We start from the raw sequence: 16,902 nt of genomic DNA, 5'->3' as shown, positions 1-16,902 counted from the left end.
GGATTTGCGCATGGGCTTCCGAACCAAAGACGCGACCCGGCCTGACGGCTCGAAGGCGCTTACCGAGGGCTGCGGAAAAGCTTCCGCCCGGTGAACATCGCGCGCACCAGGTTCTGACGCTGCAGCAATCCCACCACGATGACACCGAGCACGTGCAGGGCGACCAGGATGATGACCGCATCCGAGGCATAGACGTGGGTGTCCTCGACCCACCAGACGCCGAAGAAGGTGACGGTGACCTCCATTGCGCCCGTGATCGCGGAGACCGCGAGCGTGAACAGCAGCGCCACCAGCATCACGGTGCCCGCGGGATTGAGCCCGATATAGCGGCCGGTGATGCCGCGGCGGAGATTCCAGATATAGCGCGGCGCGGCGCGCAGACGAATGCCGAGCTTGCCGAAACGCGCATAGCGCGTGCCGGCAAAGCCCCAGATCAGCCGGAACGCCAATAGCCCGATCACGGAATAGCCCGCCAGCCGGTGCAGCCGGTCATAGACGTTGGGCGTCACCCAGGCGACCAGGACGAGGATGGCGAGCGCCCAGTGCCAGAGCCGCAGCGGCAGGTCCCAGACCTGCACGGTGGTGGCGCTGCGGGCGCCGGGCGCCGCCTTCGTCATCGCGTCTGCTTCACTTCGCGATCGTGTGCTTCAGGCTGAGATCCTCCGGGCTGTAGAACAGCTCGTAGAGCTTGCCTTCCTTGACGCCGTACACTTCGTAGCAGGAGCCCTCGACCTTCGAGCGGCGCACCTCGTAGCCCGCGGCCTTGGCTTTGGCTTCGGCATCGCTTGCCGGCTTCCACGACGCCTTGTCGAGCTTGGTGCAATTCTTGTAGCCGTCGGCGAACGCTGCCGATCCCGCAAACCCCAGAACGCACACTGCAAGCGCAGCGCCCATAATCAATCTCACGCGCATCTCCCCTCCGTTGACGATCATGCCCACAACGCCATCGCGCTGAGCACATGCGTGAACAATGCCGAGGTGATTGCCAAGTCAAGGAAGCGCCGACGCGGCGCGCTTTAGAGAAATTCTAACGGCCGCGAAAACCGCTTTGCGCTCCACGAGCAAATTGGTTTTGACCGCTTGCTGCGGCCTTACGCCTCATGGGAATCCGATTCTACTGGCGCGGCCTTTCGGTCAGGACGCGGCACCCGCCATTGCGCGACGAATTGCGGGGCGTTCGGCTGCTGCCGAGATCCGCCCGCCGATCATCTGTGCCACCTTCTCGCGCTGGACCGCGGGGCTGAAGTGGAAGCCCTGCACTTCCACGCAGGCGTCGGCGCGCAGGATGTCGAGCTGCTCCCTGGTCTCGACACCTTCGGCCGTCGTCGTCTTGCCGAGGCTGACGGCGAAGCGAACGACCGCGCGCGCGATCCGGCGCGACTCGTCCGATGCGCCCGAGAGCTCGGACACGAAGCTGCGGTCGATCTTGACCTTGTCGAACGGAAACTTCTGCAGGAAGCTCAGCGACGAGTAGCCGGTGCCGAAATCGTCGAGCGCGATCCGCACCCCGAGATCATGCAGCTGGCTGAGCGCCGCGAACACCGCTTCGCTGTCCTGCATGATCGCCGTTTCGGTGACTTCGAGCTCGAGCCGTCCTGGCGAAACGCCGGAGCTTGCCAGCGCCTGCACGATCACCGGGACCAGTTCCGGGCTCCTGAACTGCACCGGCGACAGATTGATCGCGATCTTGAGGTCGTCGGGCCATTTGGCGGCTTCGGCACACGCGGTGCGCAGCACCCATTCGCCGAGCGGCACGATCAGGCCGGTCTCTTCCGCCAGCGGAATGAACTGCGCCGGGGACACCATGCCGCGTTGCGGATGATGCCATCGCAACAGCGCCTCGAAGCCGCAGGTCTGCCCGCTCGCGACGTGGATGAAAGGCTGATAGTGCAGCTCGAACTCGCCGTTGGCGAGCGCGCTGCGCATGTCGCGCTCGAGGCTGCGCCGGGTCTGCAGCTGCCGATCGAGCTCCGGCTCGAAGAAGCGGAACGAACCCCGCCCACAGCTCTTGGCCGAGTAGAGCGCAAGATCGGCGCTGCGCAGGACCTCGTCGGAATCGGTGCCGTCGCGTGGTGCGATCGCGATCCCGATGCTGGTCGTGGTGGTCACCCGATGATCGCCGAGATCGATCGGCTCGCTGAGCGCCTTCCTGATCCGCTCGGCGAGCACACCGGCATCCGTGACCGGATCGGTGACGTGGTCGATCACCGCGAACTCGTCGCCGCCGAGCCGTGCGATCAGCGTGGTATCGCTGACGCACCTGCGCAACCGCGCGGCCACCGACTTCAGCAACGCATCGCCCGCCGGATGTCCGAGGGTGTCGTTGACGTCCTTGAAGCGGTCGAGATCGAGCATCAGCACCGCAAGGCTCGGTCCGCCGCACCGCGCGCCGGAGAGCGCCTGCTCCATCCACTCCTTGAGCAGCGCGCGGTTCGGCAGATCGGTCAGTGCGTCGTGTTGCGCCATATGGGTGATCTTGGCCTCGGAGCGCCGCTGTTCGGTGACGTCGCGATGCGTCGCCACCCAGCCGCCGCCGGGCATCGGCTGCCGCGTCACGCAGATCAGCCGGCCGTCGGCAAGCTCGTCGACCCGGCTGCTGATCTCGCCGGCGGGCAGCGCGTTCAGTGTCGCGAGCACTTGCGTTGCGGCGCTGTCGCTGGTTTCGCCCTTGAGAATGCCGTTGGCGATCCGATGCGTGATGATCTCGCGATGGGCGGTGCCGGGCAGCAGCAGTTCGGGCGGCAGCCGGTACATCTTGGCGTAGCGATCGTTGCACACGACGAGGCGCTTCTCCGCATCGAACATGCAGAGGCCCTCGCCCATGTGGTTGATCGCCGTATCCAGCCGGAGCCTCTGTTCTTCCAGCTCGTTCTGCGAGGCCTCGACCTGCTGCCGCGCCAGCGAGAGCTGACTGATGATCTCTTCGAAGCGGCGGGTGCGAAGCGCGAGGCGCCGGTCGGCGAGCACGCCGACCAGGCTCATCCCGAGCACCGAGAGCGCCACGCCCGCGATCGCGATGGCGAGGAATGCCGGAGAGAGAGATAGAGCCTCCGGCGCCAGCAGCGGGTCCGGAACGATCTCGACCGCGCCCATCGCGGTAAAATGATGCGACACGATCGCAAGCGTCAGCAACAGCGCCGCGACGAGCGACATCCAGCGATCCTGATAGCGGACCGCAACCGACAGCGCGGCGTAACCGAACAGCATGCCGAGCACGATGGAGGCCACCACGAGGTCGAGCGACCACACCACATGGCCCGGCACTTCCAGCGCCCACATTCCGAGATAATGCATGCTGGCGATCCCTATGCCGATCACCGCGCCGCCGACCGGCGCGCGCCAGGGGCTGGAGTCGCCGGCGGCAAGGCCGAGGCCGCCGGATGTCAGCATCATCGCGACGGCGAGCGACAGCGCCGTGAGAACGATACCGTAGCCGGTCGGCACGCCCGGCTCGTAGGCGAGCATGGCGATGAAATGCGTTGCCCAGATGCCGTAGCCGATCGCGGCTCCTGCGATCGCGATCCAGATCAGCCGTGTCCTCGCCTGTGAAGCGATCGCGCGATGGAAGATGTTGACGGCGACAATGCTGGCAACGAAGCAGACCAGGCCGGCGAGCAGAACGAGCCGCCAGTCATGCTCACCTGAAAGACACGTAAGAACGCGAAACATGCGTCGGCCCATGGTTGTCCGCGCAGACAAGCTAGGCCGATTGAATTGTCTTCTCGATAATTATCTACAACTTTCGGTGGCATGGTTATCCGCGCGTAAGCCGATTCGACACGGAAATTGATGGCTCCATAAATATTGCCGACGTCCCGCGGTCGCACGTCTTCAACCCTCGAGCGGAACAAGGACGGTTCCGCCGGTTGCAACCAGCGACGCCTCGCGCTGTTCGTTCTCAGCCAGTCATTCCGCGCGCGAAGACGATGCTCCGGCTGGCGCGATCATCGTCTCGATCGCGCGCTAGTAACCGGCCGCGGCAAGCGCCACGACGGCGCTCATCGCCATCCAGCCGAAATGCCGGCCACGCGTCGCGACTGCATTGGCGAGCGCGGCGCTGCCGAACACGATGGCGAGCGTTGCCACGATCCAGTGCCGCGCGGCATCGGAGGCCATCGCCGGCGCAGCGACCAGCAGCACGCCGCCGCCGATCCAGGCGACCGTGCCGGCCTGATAGACCAGACGAAGCAAGAGGCGTAGCCGCGGCGGTTCCACGGTGGCGCGCGCGAATATTTTGGTCTCGCCGAGAACGCCATGGATCAGGCTGACCAGGATGGCGATGAGTCCGGCGCCTTGCAGCAGAAGATCACGCATCGCGACACCTCCGTACAGTACTGTATGGATAGGATACCGCCGGCTGGCGCCTGTCAATACACTTGTGTATGGTCGGGACGCGGACGGGGAACCATGACGGAACAGCTCTCGGTCAAGGACTGGCTCGATCAGGGCCTGAAGACGCTGGCGAAGCGCGGCTTCACGGCGCTCAAGGCCGAGCCGCTGGCCAAGGCGATGGGGGTCTCGCGCGGCAGCTTCTACTGGCATTTCGCCGACATCGGAGCCTACCGCACCGCGATCCTCAACCATTGGCGCGAGGTTGCCGCCGAGCAGGTGATCGCCGAGCTCGAGACCATTCCGGAAGGCGGCGACGCGCTGGCGCTGCTGCTGCGCCGGGCCTTCTCGGCGCGGCTGGCACTGGAGCGCGCGGTGCGCAGCTGGGCGACCGCCGATGCCGCGGCGCGCGCCGCCGTGCTCGAAGTCGACCAGCGCCGCATCGGCTATATCGAAACTCTGCTCCGGCACGCCGGATTCCCTGACGGCGCGGCGCGCGGCCGGGCCCAGATCTTCTATTGGGCGTTCATCGGCTACGCGCTGTCCGAGCAAACGCTGCCGAAACCGCGTCAGCAGGCCGCAATCGACGAGCTGTTGCGGATGACCAAGCGCTGACAGCGCTTATTCAAATGTGCTACATGACGGCCAGCTGGAGCCATCCATGAATTCCACGACAGATCATCTCGAAAGCACCGCCGACCCAAAACTGCTCGAAATCCTGGTGTGCCCGATCACCAAGGGACCGCTGGAATTCGACGCCGCGCGGCAGGAGCTGATCTCGCGCTCCGCAAAGCTTGCCTATCCGATCCGCGACGGCATCCCGATCATGCTGCCGGAAGAGGCGCGCAAGATCGACTAGAGCATGATCCGGAAAAGTGTGAAGCGGTTTTCCGAAAAGATCATGCTGCAATAAGAGGTCCACATGCGCGCCATCGTCACATGGCTGCTGCTGCTCGTCTCCGTGGCGAGCGCGGCAGCCGACGAGAGCAGGCTGCGCATCGGCGCCATTGACGCGGTGCTGACCGTGCCGCCCGACATCGCAAAGCCGCCGGTGGCGCTGCTGATCGCCGGCTCCGGCTCGACCGACCATGACGGCAACGGGCCGCAGCTCAAGCCGGCGACGTTGAAGAAGCTGTCCGAGCAGCTGGTCGCACGCGGCATCGCGACGCTGCGCTACGACAAACGCGGCGCCGGCGAATGGAAGAAGGAGTTCGGTCGTCCGGAGGACTTTCGCTTCAAGGACTATGTCGGCGACGCGGCGGCACTGATCGAGTATCTGCGCGGCAGCGGCAGGTTCGCTCATGTTGCGGTGGTCGGACACAGCGAGGGCGGCCTGGTCGCGATCCTCGCGGCACAGCGCGTGCCGATCGACCGGCTGGTGCTGCTGGCAACGGCAGCGCGCAAGCAGGGCGACCTGTTGAAGGCGCAGCTCGAAAAGCAGCTGCCGCCCGACAAATTCGCGCCGATCGGAAAGGCCATCGACGACATCATGGCCGGGCAGATCGTCAACCCGCCGCCGGCGGGGCTTGCGATCGCGCCTGCGATGCAGCCCGCCATCACATCCGCCTTTACCGAGGATCCGATCGATCCGATGAAGAAGATCACCGGGCCAACGCTGATCGTCGCGGGCGGCCGCGACCATCAGCTGGCGCGGCTCGACTACCTCGCGCTCACCACCGCCGACGTCGCGGCCAAATCATTGTGGCTGCCGGACATGAATCACCTGCTGGTCGACGTCACCGACGCGGCGGACGACATGGCAAGTTACAATGAGCCGGAGCGGCCGCTTGACCCCGACCTGATCGACGCAGTGGCTGGCTTCATTTCGCAGAACTGATGTGGCCGCCTCAATCGTAGCCCGGATGAAGCGCAGCGCAATCCGGGGCCGATCCACCCGTGGAGACCTTCCCGGATTTCGCTACGCTCCATCCGGGCTACATGCTACTCCCACAAATCTTGATGCTGGGCAGTCAACGGCCTTAGAATAGACGGCACTGGCGGAGCCAATGATCACCTCCACGAAGTTCATATTTCTTGTGAGCGTCGCGCTTACGATTCCGGTCATCCCCACAGCGAGGGCTGACGATCAAAACAAGGCTGATCTTCCGTCTGATGTCATGAGATTGATCAGCCGTCGCTCCAGTTGTGTCGACTGGTCGCAGAAGGCATTTGAAAGTAAACGGAGAGCGCAACTCGACGAGATCATGGGCATTTTGGAATCCCTCAAGTGCGGGGACATCGCCGACGATGAGAAAGAGCTTCGGGAGAAGTATGCCAGCAGTCCTGACATCCTGCGGGCTCTCGATTCGACTTGGACGAAGTTCGTCAAGCGTTTGCCGGTGCGAATAGCTATTCCTCCTGATCAGAAGGATTGAGGTAGTCGTACGGGCCCCGGATTTCGCTGCGCCCCATCCGGGCTACGGGTCCAATCAATGCCTAAAATGCCGCACGCCGGTGAACACCATGGCGATGCCGTGTTCGTCGGCGGCCTTGATCACCTCGTCGTCGCGCATCGAGCCGCCGGGCTGGATCACCGCAGTCGCGCCGGCCTCGATGCAGGCGAGCATGCCGTCGGCGAACGGGAAGAACGCGTCGGAGGCGACCACCGAACCCTTGGTCAGGGGCTCGGCGAGCTTCAGCTCGGCCGCCGCATCGAGCGCCTTGCGCGCGGCGATGCGCGCGGAGTCCACGCGGCTCATCTGGCCGGCGCCGATGCCGACGGTGGCAAGATCCTTGGCGTAGATGATGGTGTTCGACTTGACGTGCTTGGCGACGCGGAAGGCGAATTTGAGATCGCGCAGTTCGGCGTCGGTCGGCGCGCGCTTGGTCGCGACCTTCAGGTTCATGTCCTCGACCACCGCATTGTCGCGGCTCTGCACCAGCAGGCCGCCGGCGACGGTCTTGGCGGTGAGCCCGACTGCGCGCGCGTTCGGCAGGCCGCCTGCGAGCAGCAGGCGCAGATTGCGCCGGCCTGCGATGATCGAGATCGCCTCCTCGGTCGCATCGGGCGCGATGATCACTTCGGTGAAGATGCCGATGATGGCGCGCGCGGCGTCCGCATCGAGCGTGCGGTTGACCGCGATGATGCCGCCATAGGCCGAGGTCGAGTCGCAGGCCAGCGCGCGGGCGTAGGCGGTGGCGAGATCCGGACCCTCGGCGACGCCGCAGGGGTTGGCGTGCTTGACGATCACGCAGGCCGCGGTGCGCTGCGGGTCGAACTCGCCGACGCATTCATAGGCCGCATCGGTGTCGTTGATGTTGTTGTAGGACAGTTCCTTGCCCTGCAGCTGGCGTGCGGTCGCAACGCCCGGCCGCTTCTCCGGCGTGGCGTAGAACGCCGCGGTCTGGTGCGGGTTCTCGCCATAGCGCAGCGACTGGATCAGTCTGCCGCCGAAAGCGCGGAAGTCAGGCGCCTTGGTGTCGAGTTGCACGGCAAACCAGTTCGAGATCGCGGCGTCATAGGCCGCGGTGCGCGCATAGGCCTTGGCGGCGAGCCGCCGGCGCAGGCCGAGCGAGGTCGCGCCCTTGTGTGCGGCGAGTTCGTCGAGCACAGCAGAATAGTCATTCGCCTCGACCACCACGGCGACGTCGTCATGGTTCTTCGCTGCGGCGCGGATCATCGCGGGGCCGCCGATGTCGATATTCTCGATGCACTCCTCGAAGCCGGCGCCTTTGTCGACGGTGGCCTCGAACGGATAGAGATTGACGACCAGGAGGTCGATCGGCGCGATGCCGTGCGAGGCCATCGCCGCGGCGTGTTCCTTGTTGTCGCGGATCGCGAGCAGGCCGCCATGCACCTTCGGATGCAGCGTCTTGACCCGGCCGTCCATCATTTCAGGGAAACCGGTGAGCTCGGAGACGTCCTTGACCTTCAGCCCGGCCGCCGCGATCGCCTTGGCGGTGCCCCCGGTCGAGACCAGCTCGACGCCATGGTCGGAAAGCGCCTTGGCGAAATCGATCAGTCCGGTCTTGTCGGAAACGGACAACAGAGCGCGGGTCACGCGGCGAAGCTGTTCAGTCATATCGGAAAATCCCTGGCTGTTAAGGCAGCCGGGTAGCATGGTTTTGTGCGGTACGAAACCGGTCTCCGAGGCCGATTCCCGGGAATCTATCCCCGTCATCCTGAGGAGCGCGTAGCGCGTCTCGAAGGATGCACGGCCCGGCTGGTGACCGTCGACCCTTCGAGACGCCGCTTCGCGGCTCCTCAGGGTGACGGGTCTAGGGTCGGTTGCGTTGCCGATATACCGCCCTACAGCGGCAGTTCCGGCTCGCGGCGGGCGTTGCGGCGGGCGTTGGTGGCGGTGGCCGAGGTCGAGGAGCGCACGAAGTTCCAGCGGATGGTGGCGGCCTGCCTTGCGTCCTGCCTGATCACGATCTGGGAGGTGCGGCGCGGGCCGTCATTGCCGGCCAGGAACACGCTATCCTCGAGGTCGACCTTGTCGTCCATCGCCTCGAAGGTCCAGACATCGCGGTTGGGCAGCACCAGCATCACGCCGCGGGCATCCGACAGCCGGCTCGCCTTCACCGAGGGGTGAAGATGGAAGCGCAGCGCGCAATCGGCCTCGCTGCCCTTGATGCGGCCGCCGGGGGCCGGCGACAGCGAATCCTCGCCCTCCATCCGGGTGCCGTCCTGGGCGATCATCAGCACGCGGCGGTGGATCACGCCGAAGCGCGAGAGATAGCCGTCATGCGAGGCGGTCAGCACATCGCCGTCGGGGATGGCCTCGCGGTAGCTCTCGACATTGCTGGGCCCGCTGGTGACCGGCGCGCCGCGCAACAGCCGCTTCATCGCCGACAGCTCGACGAACTGGCACGACGAGGTGTCGCGATAGGTCAGCGTCGAATGCGCCGCGGTGGAGCGTGCGAACGGCCGCCAATTGTCGCGCCCGGTGTTCGGCATGCCGCAATTGACGACGATGCGGCTCACCCCGGAGGACAGCTCGAACGACAGGCAGCCGGCGTGCGCATCCTGGCTGACGCTGGCCGGCGGCGGGGGACCGGTATCGATGATCAAGGTGGTGTTGCCGGCATCGAGGCGCTGGAAGCCGCTATGCGGCATGCTCGACATCGGCACGCCGCGGGTGTCGTCATAGGCGAGCAACGTCGCGACGAGATCGGACGGCGCGGTGCTCATGCCGTTGAACAGCGCGAAGCTGCCGTCGCCGTGCCGGAAGAAGCGCAGCATCGGCATCATGCGGTCGATGGCGTTGAGCAGCGCCGGCGGCGGCGCGATATTGCGTGCAGCGAAGGTCTGCCGCAGCGGCAGGAGATCGCTGAGCAATTCGACCAGCGCGCCGGGATTGCGCGAGATGTGGCCGCCATCGGGCAGGATCTGGCGCTGCAACTCGTCGGACAGCCTGCGCGTGGCGGATTTGATGTTGCGCGCCTGGTTGGCGAGGCAGAGCGAGGCGTAGCACAGCGCGATCAGCACCTGCAGGCGCGGCACGCCGTCATTGTCGAGCGTCGCGTGGCGCAGATAGCGGATCTCGCGTGCCAGCCCGCGCAGATATTTGCGGTAGAATTTTCCGTCGGTGTCGCCGAGCACCAACGGTGCCTGCGACAACAGCGAGATCACCCGCCGCGCGCGCACGTCGGCGCGCCGCTCCAGCGGCCGCTTGCGGGCCTGGTTGGAGATCCAGTCGTCGACCAGCGAGCGGGCATTGGCGCGGGTCAGCGCGGTGTCGGCGGCGCGCAGATGGCGCAGCCAGCCGAAGCCGAGCAGGGCGGCTTCCCAATCCTCCGACGGCGGTTCGAGATCGAAGATCGAGCGGCCGTGGCAGGTGACGATCTTGCCGGCGAACACGAATCGCCCGGCATAGATCTCGGCAGCGCGGGTGGCGTCGGCGGTCCGGAGGTCGTGCGGGGCGATGATCAGCCGGTCGGTGCGGCCGGGCCAGAGCCGCGACAGCGCAACCGTGCTCCCGCTGGCGCGTGCCAGCATGCTGCGGGCAAAGCGGCCAGCAATCAGCGTCGAGATGCGTCTGCTTTGAGCGACCGACACGCCTAACCTTGCGGGGAGGGAATTTTCAACGAATCCTTATTTAATCCGGAAACGCGGCCAAGACACCTTCTTGATATTCAAGACACCCTCTTGATACCGCACGAATCACTTCGAGCTTAGAAGACTGAAGTTTAAAATCAGGATTTAACCAGCCGGGCGGCGTAAAAGCCGTCCAGCCCGCCCAGCCGCGGGTCGGCGTTGGGCAAATGGCTGGGCAGGGTGCGCAAATCGCCATCGGCGGTAATGATCTCGTCGAGACCGGCGACCTCGCTTGTCTCGACCGGCGCGCGGCGGAGGCCTGATTCGCTCGCCAGCAGCGCGGCAATCGCGTGCTCGCCTTCCTCCGGCTCCAGCGAGCAGGTGCAGTAGACCAGCGTTCCGCCGGGCTTCAGCAGATGGGTGGCCTTGTGCAACAGCCGCTTCTGCAGGGCCGTCAGCGCGGCGATGTCGCCTTCCTGCCGGAGCCACGCGACGTCGGGATGGCGGCGGATGGTTCCCGTCGAGGTGCAAGGTGCATCGACCAGGATACCGTCAAAGCTCGCGGCCTCCGCCGGCCATTCGGCGGCGTCAGCGACGACCGTTTCCGCCTGCAACGCCAGCCGTGTGAGGTTGTCGCGCAGCCGCGCGACCCGCGCCGGCGAGCGGTCGACCGCGGTGACCTGTGCGCCGGCCAGCGCGAGCTGGGCGGTCTTGCCACCGGGCGCCGCGCAGAGATCCGCGACCCGCTTGTCCTTGATGTCGCCGAGCAGGCGCACCGGCAGCGCGGCGGCGGCGTCCTGCACCCACCATTGGCCTTCGGCAAAGCCGGGCAGCATCGTGACGGAACCCTGTAGCAGCGTGCGCACGGTTCCCGTCGGCAGTATCTCGCCGTGCAGGCGGCTCGCCCATTGCGGCGCGTCGGACTTCACCGTGAGATCGAGCGACGGCTCGTGGCCGAGCGCCAGCGCCATGTCGCGCGCGGTGGCTTCGCCGTAATGCGCGTTCCAGCGCGCCAGCATCCATTGCGGCAGGTCCAGCGTCTGCGGGCTGATCTCATCGATCAGGCCCTGGCCCTCGCGCGCGCAGCGGCGCAGCACGGCGTTGACGAGCCCGGCATATTTCGCCGCGCGCCGGTCGGACTGCACCAGCCGCACCGAGAGATCGACCGCGGCATGGTCAGGCACATCCATCCAGAGAATCTGCGCGGCGCCGATCAGGAGCGCACTCTGCGCGCGCGGGGCATCGGTCGGGACGCCGCGGTCGAGCAGCCGCGACAGCAAATGGCCGAGCGTGCCGAGCTTGCGCAGGATGGTCGACACCAGCCGGCGCATCAGCGCGCGGTCGCGATCGGCCAGCGATTTGAGGCCGGGATGCGCGCCGGCGCCGTCGAGCTGATCGTCGAGCGTGCGGTGCTTGTGCAGCACGCCGTCGAGGATGTCGGCCGCGATACGGCGCGCCGCGAGACCGGGGACTTCGGCAGGGACTGCAAATCTTGAAGGAGGCATGGAGCGGAGATATCTCGAAGGTGCTGAGTTACATTCGGCTCATGCCATCAACTCGAAAACACCTCTGGCATGCGAATATGCCAAATGTAAGAATCGTCTTGCGGGATTTCTTGATCGTGATGCCGTCACTGAGCCAGCACAGAGATACGAAATTCGCAGGCAGAAAGTTTTGTCATGTCTGAGAAATCGCCATCGTCATCGCCACCGGAACCCGCGCCGCGCAAGCCGCTGACGCCGGCGGCGCAGCGCGCGCTCGCCGAGGCCGCGGCGCGGCGCAAGGCTGCCGAGGAGCTGGCTGCGAAGGAGGCGGCCGCGCGGCCGAAGGAATTCCAGGGCCCGAAGGGGCCGGAACCGACGCGCTACGGCGATTGGGAGACCAAGGGCATCGCCTCGGATTTTTGAGAGTCTTGCCTGGCGGTCCGACTCAGATCAGTCTGGGAATATGTCCCCATACGAGAGAATAAATCCTTATCGTGGGACGGGGCGTCCGCCCTTTCGCCGCTCACCCTGGGGCCGCCGCGTCTCGGCGGCGCTGCCGTGGGTGTTCGTGCTTGGCATTGCCGTCGGCAGCATGCTTCCGATCCGTCGATGGGTGCCTGAATGGGTGCCCTTGCCGTCGCACTGGTCGTTGAGCCGGTCGCGCGATGCCGAAATGATCCGGCAGCGCGGCGGCGCGCCTGACGCGCGCCATGCTGTTGATGTCATCCGGACGATCGATGGCGACACGTTCGAGGCGCGGGTGCATCTCGTGCCGGGACCCGATCTGTACACGCGGGTCCGGCTGCGCGGCATCGATGCGCCGGAGCTGAAGGCGTCCTGCGCCCGCGAACTGCAAATGGCGCAAGCGGCAACGGTGGCGTTGCGCGACCTGCTCGGCCAGGGCGAAGTCGCGATCTACAATATCGGGCCCGACAAATATCAGGGACGCGTCGTCGCCGACGTCGCGACCAGGAAGACCGAGAACGTCTCTGCCGTGCTGCTCGCGGCCGGTCATGCCCGCGCCTATAATGGCGGGCATCGCTTTGGCTGGTGCGGAAATTTTGCGCGCTAGTTAGCGCGAGATGAGATTTGGTCGAATTGGCTTGCCGAGGTCTCGGTTCACCTCTCCCCGTCGGGGAGAGGTCGGATTGCGCCTGGCGATGCGAAGCATCGTCCAGTGCAATCCGGGTGAGGGTTCTTGCTCTCTCGATAGACCGTAACCCCTCACCCGATTTGCTGCGCAAATCGACCTCTCCCAAGGGAGAGGTGATCGACGTCGATCCAGCTTAACCTGATCTCCTCATGCTTCGGGCCACAGCGATCACATCCGGTAGCTTCCGCACACAAAAAAGCCGCGCATCTGCGCGGCTTTTCTTTTAGCGAAGCGCGGTGCGCGATCAGCGGGTGACGACGACCGTCGTGCCGACCTCGACGCGCGAGTAAAGATCGGTGATGTCGGTGTTCAGCATGCGGATGCAGCCGTAGGAGACGAAACCGCCGACCGAGCCCGGTACGTTGGTGCCGTGGATGGCATATTCGCCGCCGGCCAGCGTCATCGCGGCGACGCCCATCGGGTTCGCCGGCGAACCGCCTGCGATCACGTTCGGGATGCTTGGCTTGTCGCGCCTGACCTCGGCGGGCGGCGACCAGGCCGGGTTGCGATACTTGCCGTCGATCCGGGTCGTGCCGGCCCACTGCTTGCCGGACCTGCCGACGCCGACCGGGTAACGCATCGCGTGACCGGAATCGAGAATGAGATAGAGCCGCCGTTCGTTGGTCTTCACCACGATGGTGCCCGGCTGATAATTGTCGGCGTGTATTCCGACCATTTCCGGCCGCGCTTCGGCCGTCTGCGACATCGCAACAACAGCACCAAGGGTGGCAGCCAGCGCCACCGCAAATTTCATCGACATCAACCTCTCCACTTCCCAACAGCTCCCAGAGGAGCCAAAAACGAAGGTGCAGAGCCCTGAAAAAGCCGGGCCCGCCGGTCCACGCACGCAATATTAACCGCGTGTCTTAACCGAGTGGTTTCACGCCAGCCGCGAGACACGTCCTGATGGCGGGAAGAAAAGGAAAAGTTCGGATTAAAGTAAATGACCTGAAAACAACACTTGGCCACAAACACGCCGCAACAGCGCCGCGCCTCTGACAATCCCGTGAAATGGCCGCGCCGAGCGGCTTTTTGAGCGAAGCCTGTCCCGCCGGTGATGCGGGATGGATGCCGGTTCGCGCGACGAGAAAGCGAAAGGCCGCGGCGGAGATCGCGCGGCCCTTCTTCAATGTCCCGATATTGCCGTAGCCGGACTACTTCTTGTTCTGCCGGTTCTGCACGAGGTCGTCGACCACGGCCGGATCGGCCAAGGTCGAGGTGTCGCCGAGGCTGGACGGCTCGTCCTCGGCGATCTTGCGCAGGATGCGGCGCATGATCTTGCCGGAGCGCGTCTTCGGCAGGCCGGGCGCGAACTGGATCAGGTCGGGAGAGGCGATCGGGCCGATGTCCTTGCGGACCCAGGCGACGAGCTCCTTGCGCAACGCCTCGGTCGGCTCGGTGCCCCTCATCAGGGTGACATAGGCGTAGATGCCCTGGCCCTTGATGTCGTGCGGGTAGCCGACCACGGCGGCTTCCGACACCGCCTCATGGGCGACCAGCGAGCTTTCGACCTCGGCGGTGCCCATGCGGTGGCCGGAGACGTTGATGACGTCGTCGACGCGGCCGGTGATCCAGTAATAGCCGTCGGCATCGCGCCGGCAGCCGTCGCCGGTGAAGTACTTGTTCTTGTAGGTCGAGAAATAGGTCTGCTCGAACCGCGCATGGTCACCGTAGACCGTGCGCATCTGGCCCGGCCATGATTTGGTCAGGCAGAGATTGCCCGAGGTCTCGCCCTCCAGCGTCTTGCCGTCGGCATCGACGATTTCAGGCACCACGCCGAAGAACGGCCGCGTCGCTGATCCCGGCTTCAGCTTGGTCGCGCCGGGCAGCGGCGTGATCAGGATGCCGCCGGTCTCGGTCTGCCACCAGGTGTCGACGATCGGGCAGCGGTCGTCGCCGACCACGCGGTAGTACCACTCCCAGGCTTCCGGATTGATCGGTTCGCCGACCGAGCCGAGCAGGCGCAGCGACTTGCGCGAGGTCTTCTTCACCGGCTCGTCGCCGCCCTGCATCAGGGCGCGGATCGCGGTCGGCGCGGTGTAGAAGATGTTGACCTTGTGCTTGTCGACCACGTTCCAGAAGCGCGAATTGTCCGGGTAGTTCGGCACGCCCTCGAACATCAGCGTGGTCGCGCCGTTGGCGAGCGGCCCATAGAGGATGTAGCTGTGGCCGGTGACCCAGCCGACATCGGCGGTGCACCAGTAGACGTCGCCCTCGTGATAGTCGAAGACGTATTGATGCGTCATCGACGCGAACACGAGATAGCCGCCCGAGGTATGCAGCACGCCCTTCGGCGTGCCGGTCGAACCCGAGGTGTAGAGGATGAACAGCGGGTCCTCGGCATGCATGTGCTCGGCCGGGCACTCCGTCGTCACCATGGCGGCTGCCTCGTGATACCAGAGGTCGCGGGTCGGGTTCATGTCGATCTTGCCGCCGGTGCGCTTTACCACCACGACCCAGTCGACACCGCCGAAATCCTTAGAGTCGATCTTGGCGAGCGCGGCATCGACATTGGCCTTCAGCGGCACCTTCTTGCCGCCGCGCAGGCCTTCGTCGGCGGTGATGACCACCTTGGAATCGCAGTCCTTGATGCGCTGGGCGAGGCTGTCCGGCGAGAAGCCGCCGAACACCACCGAGTGGATCGCGCCGATCCGTGCGCAGGCCAGCATAGCGTAGGCCGCTTCCGGAATCATCGGCAGATAGATCGTGACACGGTCGCCCTTCTTGACGTTCCGCGTGCGCAGGATGTTGGCCATCTTGCAGACTTCGTCGTGCAGCTGGCGGTAGGTGATGTGCTTGGATTCGGAGGGGTCGTCGCCCTCCCAGATGATCGCGGTCTGGTCGCCGCGCTTCTCGAGGTGGCGGTCGATGCAATTCCAGGCGACGTTCAGCACGCCATCCTCGAACCATTTGATCGAGATGTTGCCGGGCGCGAAGGAGACGTTCTCGACCTTGGTGAAGGGCTTGATCCAGTCGATCCGCTTGCCGTGCTCGCCCCAGAAGCCGTTCGGGTCCTTGACCGAGTGCGCGTACATCTCGCGATATTTGGCGTCGTTGACATAAGCGCGCTTGGCCCAGTCGGCCGGCACGTCGTAGATCTTCTCGGACATCGCTTTCCTCCACTCATTGCCGATCGCAAACGACGCAACGGCAAGCCGTCTTGATCATTGCCGCGATTATGCGTTGCCGCATTCCGGCCCGGCAAGGAAAAATGACTGTCACCTTCGTCGCGCCGAAGCCGCCGGACATCCCGGCGGCTTCCTCATCTGATCGGGCGGTTTACCGCGCCTCGTTGATGAGTGAAACCTATGCTCCATCGCCTGCTTCAGGTCACTGGTCTCTTGGTCGTAGTGGTCTCGTTCTCTGCTCCGCTCGCCGGTGTCTCACGCCGTCACCGCGGACGCTGGCTGTCGCAAGGGAATTGCTGACCGCGATCCGCCTGTGCTGATTTTGGAGCGCTTCAAAGCAACGTTCAGGAGCGTGGTGACGCCGACGGCGACACGGCGCCTCGACGCCAATTCTGCGGGACCATCTCCAGCGCGTTTCGACAAAAGGTCGCCCCGACGATCTGCGCCGACAATTTCGCCCGAACCCGCCTGTGCGGCTGGATCGCCTTCCGGAACAGCCGGGTGGATCGTGACGTGTGGCGGGGTCGTCCGCAGACTCGGTACGAAACGGCACGGTTCCTGACCTGTCTCCTGTAGCCCGGCCGGTCTCAAAAACCTGGTTCCCAAGCCGGGCTCCCGCCATTTTGACCGATCCCGGAGGGCTCAAAATCAAGGTTAGCAGGCGAATGGCACCCATGAAAGGTAATTAGAAACCGTCAATAACCGATTCGCGACTCGCAATGTCGGCCCCGACGCCCTAAATCGCGAAACCGAGGCCGGACGGCCCCACCGGAACGAAGCCCGAAGCAACGGCATTACCGGGAGAACAGCGGAACAAGGCGTCTTGGT

The 16,902-nt window shown here is 65.1% G+C and carries 15 protein-coding genes; 6 read left to right on the top strand and 9 right to left on the bottom strand.

Annotated elements, in window-relative coordinates:
* Positions 1-59: 59 nt before the first annotated feature.
* The 4 genes from ACE10Z_RS42810 to ACE10Z_RS42795 all read right to left on the bottom strand — a co-directional run bounded on the left by ACE10Z_RS42810 (position 60) and on the right by ACE10Z_RS42795 (position 4,314).
* The gene (locus ACE10Z_RS42810; RefSeq protein WP_375786047.1) at positions 60-617 is read right to left on the bottom strand and encodes a cytochrome b/b6 domain-containing protein; all 558 of its coding nucleotides are present in this window, start codon (positions 615-617) and stop codon (positions 60-62) included.
* Positions 618-627: 10 nt separating this feature from the next.
* Entirely contained in the window at positions 628-912 is a 285-nt protein-coding gene (locus ACE10Z_RS42805; RefSeq protein WP_375786046.1) for a PepSY domain-containing protein, read from the bottom strand.
* Between the two features lie 222 nt (positions 913-1,134).
* The gene (locus ACE10Z_RS42800) at positions 1,135-3,669 is read right to left on the bottom strand and encodes an EAL domain-containing protein (RefSeq protein ID WP_375786045.1); all 2,535 of its coding nucleotides are present in this window, start codon (positions 3,667-3,669) and stop codon (positions 1,135-1,137) included.
* Between the two features lie 294 nt (positions 3,670-3,963).
* Positions 3,964-4,314 carry a hypothetical protein gene (locus ACE10Z_RS42795; protein WP_097676238.1) on the bottom strand — a complete coding sequence of 117 codons (351 nt, stop codon included), beginning with the start codon at positions 4,312-4,314 and terminating at the stop codon, positions 3,964-3,966.
* 93 nt (positions 4,315-4,407) lie between these two features.
* On the opposite strand from ACE10Z_RS42795, the gene ACE10Z_RS42790 reads away from it, so the two are divergent.
* From ACE10Z_RS42790 to ACE10Z_RS42775, 4 genes are all read left to right on the top strand, one after another.
* On the top strand, positions 4,408-4,944 hold the full coding sequence (locus ACE10Z_RS42790; RefSeq protein ID WP_375786044.1) for a TetR/AcrR family transcriptional regulator: 537 nt from the start codon (positions 4,408-4,410) through the stop codon (positions 4,942-4,944).
* Positions 4,945-4,990: 46 nt separating this feature from the next.
* Entirely contained in the window at positions 4,991-5,188 is a 198-nt protein-coding gene (locus ACE10Z_RS42785) for a Trm112 family protein (RefSeq protein ID WP_018269337.1), read from the top strand.
* A gap of 63 nt (positions 5,189-5,251) precedes the next feature.
* The gene (locus ACE10Z_RS42780; protein ID WP_375786043.1) at positions 5,252-6,166 is read left to right on the top strand and encodes an alpha/beta hydrolase family protein; all 915 of its coding nucleotides are present in this window, start codon (positions 5,252-5,254) and stop codon (positions 6,164-6,166) included.
* A gap of 169 nt (positions 6,167-6,335) precedes the next feature.
* A complete protein-coding gene (locus ACE10Z_RS42775; RefSeq protein ID WP_375786042.1) occupies positions 6,336-6,704 on the top strand; it encodes a hypothetical protein in 369 nt (122 codons plus the stop codon).
* A 54-nt stretch (positions 6,705-6,758) separates the two neighbouring features.
* On the opposite strand, the gene purH is transcribed toward ACE10Z_RS42775, so the two are convergent.
* The 3 genes from purH to ACE10Z_RS42760 all read right to left on the bottom strand — a co-directional run bounded on the left by purH (position 6,759) and on the right by ACE10Z_RS42760 (position 11,814).
* Complete coding sequence (gene purH / locus ACE10Z_RS42770; RefSeq protein ID WP_375786041.1) at positions 6,759-8,351, bottom strand: bifunctional phosphoribosylaminoimidazolecarboxamide formyltransferase/IMP cyclohydrolase; 1,593 nt, start codon at positions 8,349-8,351, stop codon at positions 6,759-6,761.
* 227 nt (positions 8,352-8,578) lie between these two features.
* Entirely contained in the window at positions 8,579-10,330 is a 1,752-nt protein-coding gene (locus ACE10Z_RS42765) for a heparinase II/III family protein (protein WP_375786040.1), read from the bottom strand.
* A 137-nt stretch (positions 10,331-10,467) separates the two neighbouring features.
* Entirely contained in the window at positions 10,468-11,814 is a 1,347-nt protein-coding gene (locus tag ACE10Z_RS42760; RefSeq protein WP_375786039.1) for an RsmB/NOP family class I SAM-dependent RNA methyltransferase, read from the bottom strand.
* Positions 11,815-11,988: 174 nt separating this feature from the next.
* Here ACE10Z_RS42760 and ACE10Z_RS42755 point away from each other — a divergent pair, with 174 nt between their 5' ends.
* Both ACE10Z_RS42755 and ACE10Z_RS42750 read left to right on the top strand, forming a co-directional pair.
* Positions 11,989-12,216 carry a DUF1674 domain-containing protein gene (locus ACE10Z_RS42755; protein WP_375786038.1) on the top strand — a complete coding sequence of 76 codons (228 nt, stop codon included), beginning with the start codon at positions 11,989-11,991 and terminating at the stop codon, positions 12,214-12,216.
* Between the two features lie 40 nt (positions 12,217-12,256).
* Positions 12,257-12,865 carry a thermonuclease family protein gene (locus tag ACE10Z_RS42750; RefSeq protein ID WP_375786037.1) on the top strand — a complete coding sequence of 203 codons (609 nt, stop codon included), beginning with the start codon at positions 12,257-12,259 and terminating at the stop codon, positions 12,863-12,865.
* Positions 12,866-13,190: 325 nt separating this feature from the next.
* Here the strand turns inward: ACE10Z_RS42750 and ACE10Z_RS42745 are convergent, their stop codons facing one another.
* The gene (locus ACE10Z_RS42745; protein ID WP_375786036.1) at positions 13,191-13,706 is read right to left on the bottom strand and encodes a L,D-transpeptidase; all 516 of its coding nucleotides are present in this window, start codon (positions 13,704-13,706) and stop codon (positions 13,191-13,193) included.
* A 394-nt stretch (positions 13,707-14,100) separates the two neighbouring features.
* Positions 14,101-16,056: an acetate--CoA ligase gene (gene acs / locus ACE10Z_RS42740; RefSeq protein WP_375786035.1), complete on the bottom strand. Its 1,956-nt coding sequence runs from the start codon at positions 16,054-16,056 to the stop codon at positions 14,101-14,103.
* Positions 16,057-16,902 lie beyond the last annotated feature (846 nt).

Origin of the sequence: Bradyrhizobium sp. Pha-3 (genome assembly GCF_042258615.1) — a bacterium.
Classification (GTDB): Bacteria; Pseudomonadota; Alphaproteobacteria; order Rhizobiales; family Xanthobacteraceae; genus Bradyrhizobium.
The sequence above is the reverse complement of the archived record's forward strand: the minus strand, read 5'-3'. Positions and strand labels throughout refer to the sequence as shown.